Source organism: Embleya sp. NPDC005575 (genome assembly GCF_040605455.1).
GTDB lineage: Bacteria > Actinomycetota > Actinomycetes > Streptomycetales > Streptomycetaceae > Embleya.
Map to the genome: position 1 here is coordinate 1 of NZ_JBEXCV010000246.1, position 8,424 is coordinate 8,424.

General features: G+C 72.9%; 6 protein-coding genes and 1 pseudogene. 6 read left to right on the forward strand and 1 reads right to left on the reverse strand.

What is annotated here, in order from left to right:
* The 6 genes and pseudogenes from ABZS54_RS40610 to ABZS54_RS40635 all read left to right on the forward strand — a co-directional run.
* Window positions 1-483, forward strand: a pseudogene (locus ABZS54_RS40610) (2-oxoacid:ferredoxin oxidoreductase subunit beta); the annotation flags it as partial.
* Window positions 480-785, forward strand: a complete 306-nt coding sequence (gene fdxA, locus ABZS54_RS40615; RefSeq protein ID WP_355547727.1) for a ferredoxin — start codon at window positions 480-482, stop codon at window positions 783-785. The pseudogene ABZS54_RS40610 and the gene fdxA, both read left to right, overlap by 4 nt.
* Before the next feature lie 121 nt (window positions 786-906).
* Window positions 907-3,012 carry a hydantoinase/oxoprolinase family protein gene (locus tag ABZS54_RS40620; protein WP_355547730.1) on the forward strand — a complete coding sequence of 702 codons (2,106 nt, stop codon included), beginning with the start codon at window positions 907-909 and terminating at the stop codon, window positions 3,010-3,012.
* The gene (locus ABZS54_RS40625; protein ID WP_355547733.1) at window positions 3,009-4,598 is read left to right on the forward strand and encodes a hydantoinase B/oxoprolinase family protein; all 1,590 of its coding nucleotides are present in this window, start codon (window positions 3,009-3,011) and stop codon (window positions 4,596-4,598) included. The genes ABZS54_RS40620 and ABZS54_RS40625 overlap by 4 nt, the downstream gene beginning before the upstream one ends.
* Before the next feature lie 382 nt (window positions 4,599-4,980).
* Entirely contained in the window at window positions 4,981-6,510 is a 1,530-nt protein-coding gene (locus ABZS54_RS40630) for an AMP-binding protein (RefSeq protein WP_355547736.1), read from the forward strand.
* Entirely contained in the window at window positions 6,507-7,166 is a 660-nt protein-coding gene (locus ABZS54_RS40635) for an RraA family protein (RefSeq protein WP_355547738.1), read from the forward strand. Before ABZS54_RS40630 ends, ABZS54_RS40635 begins: the two co-directional genes overlap by 4 nt.
* 251 nt (window positions 7,167-7,417) lie before the next feature.
* Here ABZS54_RS40635 and ABZS54_RS40640 read toward each other — a convergent pair whose 3' ends face one another.
* Window positions 7,418-8,254, reverse strand: a complete 837-nt coding sequence (locus tag ABZS54_RS40640) for an alpha/beta hydrolase (RefSeq protein WP_355547741.1) — start codon at window positions 8,252-8,254, stop codon at window positions 7,418-7,420.
* Between the last annotated feature and the right edge of the window lie 170 nt (window positions 8,255-8,424).

Here is an 8,424-nt window from a genome sequence, read left to right on the forward strand (position 1 = left end):
ACCTCGGTGCTGCGCGCCGCGGCGGCCCACGAGGGCACCGCGCTGGTGGAGATCTACCAGAACTGCAACATCTTCAACGACGGCGCGTTCGAGCAGCTCAAGACGCCGGGCGTCCGGGACGACTTCCTGCTGCGGCTCGAACACGGTGCGCCGATGCGCTACGGGCCGGACGGCGCACGCACCGTGGTGCGCGATCCGGGCGGCGGGCTGCGGCCGGGGGGTCCGGACGACCTCGCGGTGACGCACGACGCACGGATGATCGACCCGGTGCCCGCGTTCGCGCTGTCCCGGTTGCCGGAGGCGGGCGGGCCCACCCCGATCGGGGTGTTCCGCAGCGTGCGGCGGCCCGCGTACGACCGCCTGGTGGTCGAGCAGGGCCGGCGGGCGCTCGCCGAGCGCGGCCCGGGCAGCGTCGCCGACCTGCTCGGCGACGACGCCTGGACGGTGCCCGAGCCGCAGCCGGTCGGAGGTGGTCCCGCATGACCTACGTCATCGGCGCGAACTGCGTGGACGTCAAGGACCTTACCTGCGTGGCCGAATGCCCGGTCGACTGCATCTTCGAAGGCGACCGCATGCTCTACATCCATCCCGAACAATGCGTGGACTGCGGCGCCTGCGAGCCGGTGTGCCCGGTCGAGGCCATCTACCACGTGGACGACCTGCCCACCGACTGGCTGTGGCACCTGGACGCGGCGACCGAAGCGACCGCGGGTCGCGAGGACGTCGAGCCGGTGCCCGATCCGGCGGCCGTGGCCGCACTGCCGGCACGACCCACGACGGGGTGACCCGCTCAGGGCGTGTCTTCGATCCCACGCCGAGCACCACGACGCGGGATCCAAGACACGCCCTGGTCCCCACCCACCGAGAAGACACTCCGGACACACCGAGAAGAAGAGGAGGCCTGACGTGACCGACTGGCGCCTTGCCGTAGACATCGGTGGCACCTTCACCGACGTGGTCCTGCTGGATGCCGACACCGGCCGCGTGGTGGTCGAGAAGACGCTGACCACCCCGTCCGCCCCGCTCGGCGGGGTCCGGGCGGGCGTGACCTCCGCGCTGACCAAGGCCGGCATCACGCCGGCCGACATCACCCGGCCCATCGTGCACGCGACCACGCTGATCACCAACGCCCTGATCGAGGGCAAGACCGGCCGAGCCGCGCTGGTGACCACCTCGGGCTTCGGTGACACGCTGGAGATCCGCAACGAGCACCGCTACGACATGTACGACCTCCAGATCGAGTTCCCGGCCCCGCCCATTCCGCGCGAGCTGGTCTTCGAGATCGACGAGCGCACCACCGCGACCGGCGAGGTCCGTACCGCACCGAGCGAAGCCGAACTCGACGAACTGGCGGCCCGGTTGGCCGCCGACGAGGTCGAGGCCGTCGCGGTGTGCCTGCTCAACTCGTACGCGAACGCGGCCAACGAGCGCGCGGTCGCCGAGGGGCTGGCCAAGCGGCTGTCCGTGCCGGTGTGCGCGTCGCACGAGGTGACCCCGCAGATCCGCGAGTACCCGCGTATGGTCACCACCGCGTGCAACGCGGCCACGATGCCGGTGATCGGCCCCTATCTGGCGGAACTCCAGGCCTGGTTGACCGCCGAGGGCTTCGGCGCGTCGGTACTGATGATGCTCTCCAACGGCGGCGTGGTCTCCGCCGACGACGCCCGCCGGGTGCCGATCCGACTGGTCGAGTCCGGTCCGGCCGCCGGCGCCCTGGCCGGCGTCTGGTACGCCCGACGCCTGGGCGAGGAGCGGCTGTTCTGCTTCGACATGGGTGGCACCACGGCCAAGTCCTGCCTGATCGAGGACTATCGGCCCGAGTTGACCAACGCGTTCGAGGTGGCCCGGGTCTACCGGTTCAAGAAGGGCTCGGGCTACCCGTGCTCGATCCCCTCGGTCGACCTGGTCGAGATCGGCGCGGGCGGCGGCAGCCTGGCCCGGGTCGACGAGTTGGGTCTGCTCAAGGTCGGCCCGGACTCCGCGGGCGCCGACCCGGGCCCGGTCGGATACGCCCGCGGCGGCACGGTCCCGGCGACCACCGACGCGGACCTGGTCCTCGGCCTGCTCGACCCGCAGTACTTCCTCGGCGGCGAGATGCCGCTCGATCTGCCCGCCGCCCGGGCCGCGTTCGCCCCGCTGGCCGATCGGCTGGGCGCCGGCTCCGACGCGGACCACGTCGCGGTGGGCGTGTACGAGGTGATCAACCAGAACATGGCCGCGTCCGCCCGGATGCACGCCGTGGAGCGTGGCATCGACCTGCGCGGCGTCGCGCTGATCGCCTTCGGCGGCGCCGGCCCGGTGCACGCGTGCGGCGTGGCCGCGCTCCTGGAGGCGCCCCGGGTGATCTTCCCGGTCAACGCGAGCGTGTTGTCCGCGTTCGGCACCCTGGTCAGCCCGGTCCGCATCGACCTGGCCCGGAGCATGGTCCGCACGCTGGACGAGAGCGTGTCCGCGGACCGGGACACGCTGCTCGCGGACATGCGGCAGGAGGCGCGCCGGGTGCTCGCCGCCGCCGGTGCGCAGGCGGACGACGTGAGCTTCCGCTACGGCCTGGACGCCCGCTACGAGGGCCAGGGCAACGAAATCACCCTGTGGGTCGGCGAGGGCGACGCGTGGCCCACCTCGCTCGCCGACACCGTCGAGCAGTTCCACACCGAGTACCAGAAGATCTACGGCCTGCGGATCCCCGACGTCGGCGTCGAGGTGGTCACCTGGCGGGTCGCCGCGTGGTCGGACGCACCCGGCTTCGAGGTGCCCACCGTGCCGGTCGGCACCGGCAGTCCCACCCCGAACCGGTATCGCGCGGCCCGCTTCCGACTCGGCACACCCGCCGTCGACGTGCCGGTGTACCGCCGCGCCGAACTCGGCGCCGGCCACCGCTTCCTCGGCCCGGCCCTGGTCGAGGAGCGCGAGACCACGTCGGTCATCCCGGACGGCTGGTCCTGTGAGGTCGCACCCGACGGCTCGATCATCGCCACCGCAACCACGGCCTCCGAGGAGGGATCCGCGTGACCCGCACCTTCGACGCGATCGAGCTGGAAGTCCTGTGGGGCTCCCTCGTCGCCACCGTCAACGAGCAGGCCAAGGCCCTCCAGCGGGCCGCGTTCAGTCCGATCGTGCGCGAGGCCGGCGACTTGGCGAACGCGCTGTTCGACCGGCGCGGCCGGATGGTCGCCCAGGCCGTGACCGGTACGCCGGGCCACATCAACTCGCTCGCCATCGCGTGTCGCAACATCCTGGACCGGCATCCGGTCGACTCGCTGGCCCCCGGCGACGTCCTGGTCACCAACGACCCGTACCAGACCGCCGGCCAACTCCTGGACGTCACCGTCCTGGTGCCGGTCTGGCGCGGCGGGCGGGTGATCGCGTTCTTCGGCTCGACCATCCACCACACCGACGTCGGCGGCTACGGCATCGGCGCGGGTGCGCGGGACGTGTTCGAGGAGGGCCTGTGGATCCCGATCAGCAAGCTCATGATCGGTGGCGAACGCAATGAGCCGGTCTGGGACTTCGTGCTGGCCAACGTCCGCCAACCCACCCACATGGCCGGTGACCTGCACGCCCAGATGGCCTCCGGCGAGGTGGGCGCGGCGCGGCTGAAGACGCTGCTGGACGCGTACGCGCTGGAGGACATCGAGGATCTCGGCGACGAGGTGATCCGCCGCTCCGAGGAGGCCACCCGGCGGGCCATCCGGGCGCTGCCCGGCGGCACCTACGAGGCCGCGTCGATCCTCGACCTCGCGGACGGCTCGGAGATCACCATCAAGGTCGCGGTCACCATCGACCCCGACGCGGGCGAGATCCTGGTCGACTACGCCGGTTCGTCCGGCGCGAGTCCGTTCGGGATCAACGTGGTCAAGAACTACACGCACGCCTACACCACCTTCACCCTGCGCAGCCTGCTCAACCCGGACGTGCCCAACAACGCCGGCTCGCTGGCGCCGATCCGGGTCGAGGCGCCGCTGGGCAGCATCGTCAACGCGGTGTCCCCGTCGCCGTGCACGGCGCGGCACGTGGTCGGCATGTTCCTGCCGATGCCGCTGCTGAACGCAATGTCGCAGGCGTTGCCGGAGGCGGTGATGGCCGAGGGTTCGGCGGCGGTGTGGACCATGCAGGTGAGCGGGCACGACGCGGAGGGCAATCCGTTCATCACCGCGATGTTCACCTACGCGGGCGGCGTCGGCGCGCGGGCCGGCAAGCCGGGCCTGTCCACCACGTCCTACCCGACCGGGGTGTCGGCCGTGCCGCTGGAGGTGGTCGAGGCGTCCGCGCCGATCCGCTTCCTGCGCAAGGAACTTCGGCGCGGCTCGGGTGGCGCGGGCGCGCAGGAGGGCGGGATGGGCCAGACCATCGAGTTCACCGTCGACTCGCCCTCGCCGTGGGTGCTCAACGCGGTGGCCAGCCGACTCGCGCGCGGCCCGCGCGGGATCTTCGGCGGCGGCGAGGGCGCGACGGGACGCTTCCTGGTCAACGGCGAACCGGTGCGCACGCAGGCGCGGATCACCCTGCAACCGGGCGACGTGGTGCGGCTGGAGCTGCCGGGCGGGGGCGGGTACGGTACGCCGGCCGCGGAGGCCGCAGGGACGGTCGCGGGCTGATCGAGCCTCGCGGCGTGTAACCCGGCGGTCGGCCGGCGGTCCGTGAACGTGAGTCGCCGGGGGTCGTGGGTCGACCGGCGGTTCATGGCTCCCGGCCGGCCGGTGAACCCGCCCGCAGGTGAGCGTGTGAAGTCGCCTGCGGACGGGCCGGCCCGCACAAGCACTCGGGGGCCGCAGGCGTCGGGCTCGCACGAGCGCTCGCTCACCGGCCGACCGCGCGGGGGGTCTTCGGCGGGTGGGCTCCCGGCCCACCGCGGTGGGCCGGCCCGTGCGGGCTCGGCCGTGTCAGGGCCGCCTGTGCGGGGGCATCCTGTGATTCTTGGTTGTGTCCGGCTCGTTGCCTGTTCCGTTCCATCCCCCGGTCGATGTCCTGGAGGTCGACATGACGTCCGTCCCGCCCACCTTCGCGGCGCGCTGGTCCGACACGGTGGCGGCCCACCCGCACGCGCCGTTCCTGATCTGGGAGGCGCCCGACGGGAACGTGACCCGCTGGACCTACGCCGAGTTCGACGGCCTCGTCGCCCGCGTGGCCGGCGGGTTGCTCGCACGCGGCGTCGGGCCCGGCGACCGGGTCGGCATCGCGCTGCGCAACTGCCCGGCGTACGTCGCGCTGTGGCTCGCCCTGACCCGCCTCGGCGCGGCGATGGTGTGTTCCGACCCCTCCGCGCGCACCCCGGAACTGGGCGCGCACCTGCGCCGGACCGGCGCTCGACTCGGCTTCTGCGCGCCCGAACGGGCCGCCGACTATCGAGCCGCGGCGGGCGGGACCGGCACGACCGTGGTCGAGGTCGCGGAGGACGACACCGACCTGGCGATCCTGCTCGGTCACCCCACGCCCGCCGGTGCCGGGCCGCCCGGTCCCGCCGATCCGGCCGGGTTGATGTTCACGTCGGGCACCACCGCCGAGCCGAAGTGCGTGATGGTCACCCAGGCCAACTACGCCTTCGCCGGCGCCGTGATGGCGGCCGCCGCCGAACTCGGTCCGACGGACCGGCAGTTCGTGGTGCTACCGATGTTCCACGCGAACGCGCAGTACTACTCGTTCGCCGCCGCGATCACGGTCGGCGCGAGTGTCGTACTGCTCCCGACGTTCTCCGCGAGCCGCTTCGTGGCGCAGGCCGCCCGACACGAGGTCACCCACGTGAGCCTGTTCGCCGCACCGATTCGGATGATCCTGGCCCGCACCGCCGGCCGACACGCGCCGCCTGGACTGCGGGTGCGGCACTGCTGGTACGCGCAGAACGTCACCGACGACCAGTACGAGCGGTTCGCCGCCCTGCTCGGCGGTTGTCGGCCGCGCCAGTTGTACGGGATGACCGAGACCATCCCGGCGGTTCTGAGCAATCCCGCCGGCGCGCCGGTCCCGGGATCGATGGGCCGGCCGACCCCCGGCTGTGTCGTGGCCGTGCACGACGCGGCGACCGGCGAGCCGGCGACGGACGGTGAGATCGTGGTCGGCGGCGAACCCGGGGTGAGCCTGTTCGCGGGCTACCTCGACGACCCGGCCGCGACCGCCGCCGCCTATCGGGACGGCTGGTTCGTCACCGGCGACCGCGCCCGGGTGGACCGGGACGGCCACTTCCACTTCGCCGGGCGGCGCGGCGACGTGCTCAAGGTCGCCGGCGAGAACGTCTCGGTCGTGGAGATCGAGGCGGTCCTGGCCGAGCATCCGGCGGTGCTGGAGGCGGCGGTGGTCGGTGCGCCGGACGACGTGCGCGACGAGGTGCCGGTGGCATTCGTGGTGGCGGTGCCCGAGGCCGGCCCGACCGCGCTCGACGACCTCGCCGACTGGTGCGCCGAGCGGCTCGCCAAATCCAAGCGGCCGGTGCGCTTCGAGCGGGTGGCCGAGTTGCCGCGGACCTCCGTCGGCAAGATCCGTAAGTTCCTGCTGACCGAGAGGACCGCACCGTGACCGATGTCGCCCCCGCGTCGCCGCCCGCCACCGCCGCACTCGCCGACCTGCTCCAACTCCGGGGCCGAACCGGCTGGTTGACGCCACCGCTGCGGCCGTTCCAGCGAGGGGAGGGCGCGGTGCTCGGGGTGGCCCGCACGGTCCGGATCGCGGCCGGCCCGGGTGCACACGGCCTCAAGCCGCTGCACGCGCTGCTCGCGGAGGACCTGACCGGCCGGGTCGTGGTGATCGCGGGCGCGGACGCTGCGCCCGGTGCGGTGTGGGGCGAGATCCTGACCGCCGCCGCGCTGGGCCGGGGTGCGGTCGGCGCGCTGATCGAGGGCAGCGTGCGGGACGTGTCGGCGGTGGCCGGGTCGGGCCTGCGGTTGTGGGCGCTGGGGGAGGCGACGGCGGGTCCCGGAGGCGCCGTCCATGTCGCCGAGGTCGGCGGCCCGATCGAGATCGCCGGCACGCCGGTGGCCGACGGCGACCCGATCCTGATGGACGACGGCGGCGCGGTGGCGCTGCCGGCGGCGGACGCGGACACACTGCTCGCCGACGCGCTCACCTACCACCGGGCGGAGGAGGAGGTGTTGGCGGCCCTGACCGCCGGCCTGCGCCTGCCGCGCGCCTACACCCCCAAGGCCGAGGCGATCACCCGCCTGCGAGGCCGCTGACGCGGACTTGCCGGAGGGGGTGGGCCACCGTCGCGCCCGGATGCCCGCGATCGTCGTGATCGATCGTCGTTCTCGGGCGAACCGCCCTGGTTGGCCCGGCAGTTCGGTCACGCCCGGAGCGATACGACCGACGGTCGGTGGACGGCGGTCGGCACACGGCGACCGGCAGCTGACCGCGACGGTCGCCGGACAACAGTCGGCAGACAGCGGCGGTCGGCAGTCGGCGACGGACGGCCGACAGTGGTGGTGAGTCAGCCGCGGGTGTCGGCCGTCAGGAATGTCCCGATGGCGGCCGCCACCCGGTCGGGGAATTGGCCGTGTGCGTAGTGGCCGGCTCCCTCGACGATCTCCAGTCGGCCCAGACCCTCGGGCATGGCGGCGACGATGGCCGCACCCTCGGCCGCGGGGTCGGGCCAGTCGGGGTCGAGCGTGCCCTCGATCACCAGCGCGGGGCAGCGGATGTCGCCGAGCACGGCACCGGCGTCGGTGGGCGCGGACATGCCCATCTTGGCGACCACGGCCATCCGACCCGGTCGGCTCAGCTCGGTGTGCAGGGTGGCGACGTGCGCGGCGAAGCCGGCGGGCTTGGGGCCCGGGTAGGCGTGCGCGAGGTAGCGCTTCCACACGCCGACGCTGCGCAGCAGGCCGGCACCCAGCAGCAGGGACATCCCCTTGCGGTAGCGGGCGTTCGACAGCATCGCCTTGGCGTCGAGCTTCTGGGCCCGGGTGAACGGGCTGATCTCCACGATAGCGTCGACCAGTTCCGGTTCGCGGGCTGCGGCGATGGTGGCGGAACCGCCGGAGAAGGAGTGGCCCACGAGCACGGCCGGACCGCCCAGGTGTCGGACCAGGGCGAGCAGGTCGCCGGCGGTGTCGGTGCGGGTGTAGGAGGACCACCCGACGGTGGACTCGCCGTGGCCGCGCAGGTCCGCGCAGGCGACCCGATACCCCGACGCCACGAGTCGTTCGGCGACGTCGCGGTAGACCGATCTGTTGTTGCCCATGCCGGGCGAGAGCACGATCAACCGACCGTGCCCGCTCACGTCGTAGGCGAGTCGGCCGCCGTCGATCTCCAGGAACTCCGTCATGATCTCTGCCCCCATGCGTCCCGTGCGCTGATGTCTATGACTACAGAGCTAACATCGTTAGCCAGGCAATGTCAAGCATCGCCGCCATTGGCCACGCCACGGTCGCGGGCCGCGATCGACATGTCACGCACCCATGCAAAAACCCCGTCGCGCCCACCCGTGTGGGTGGG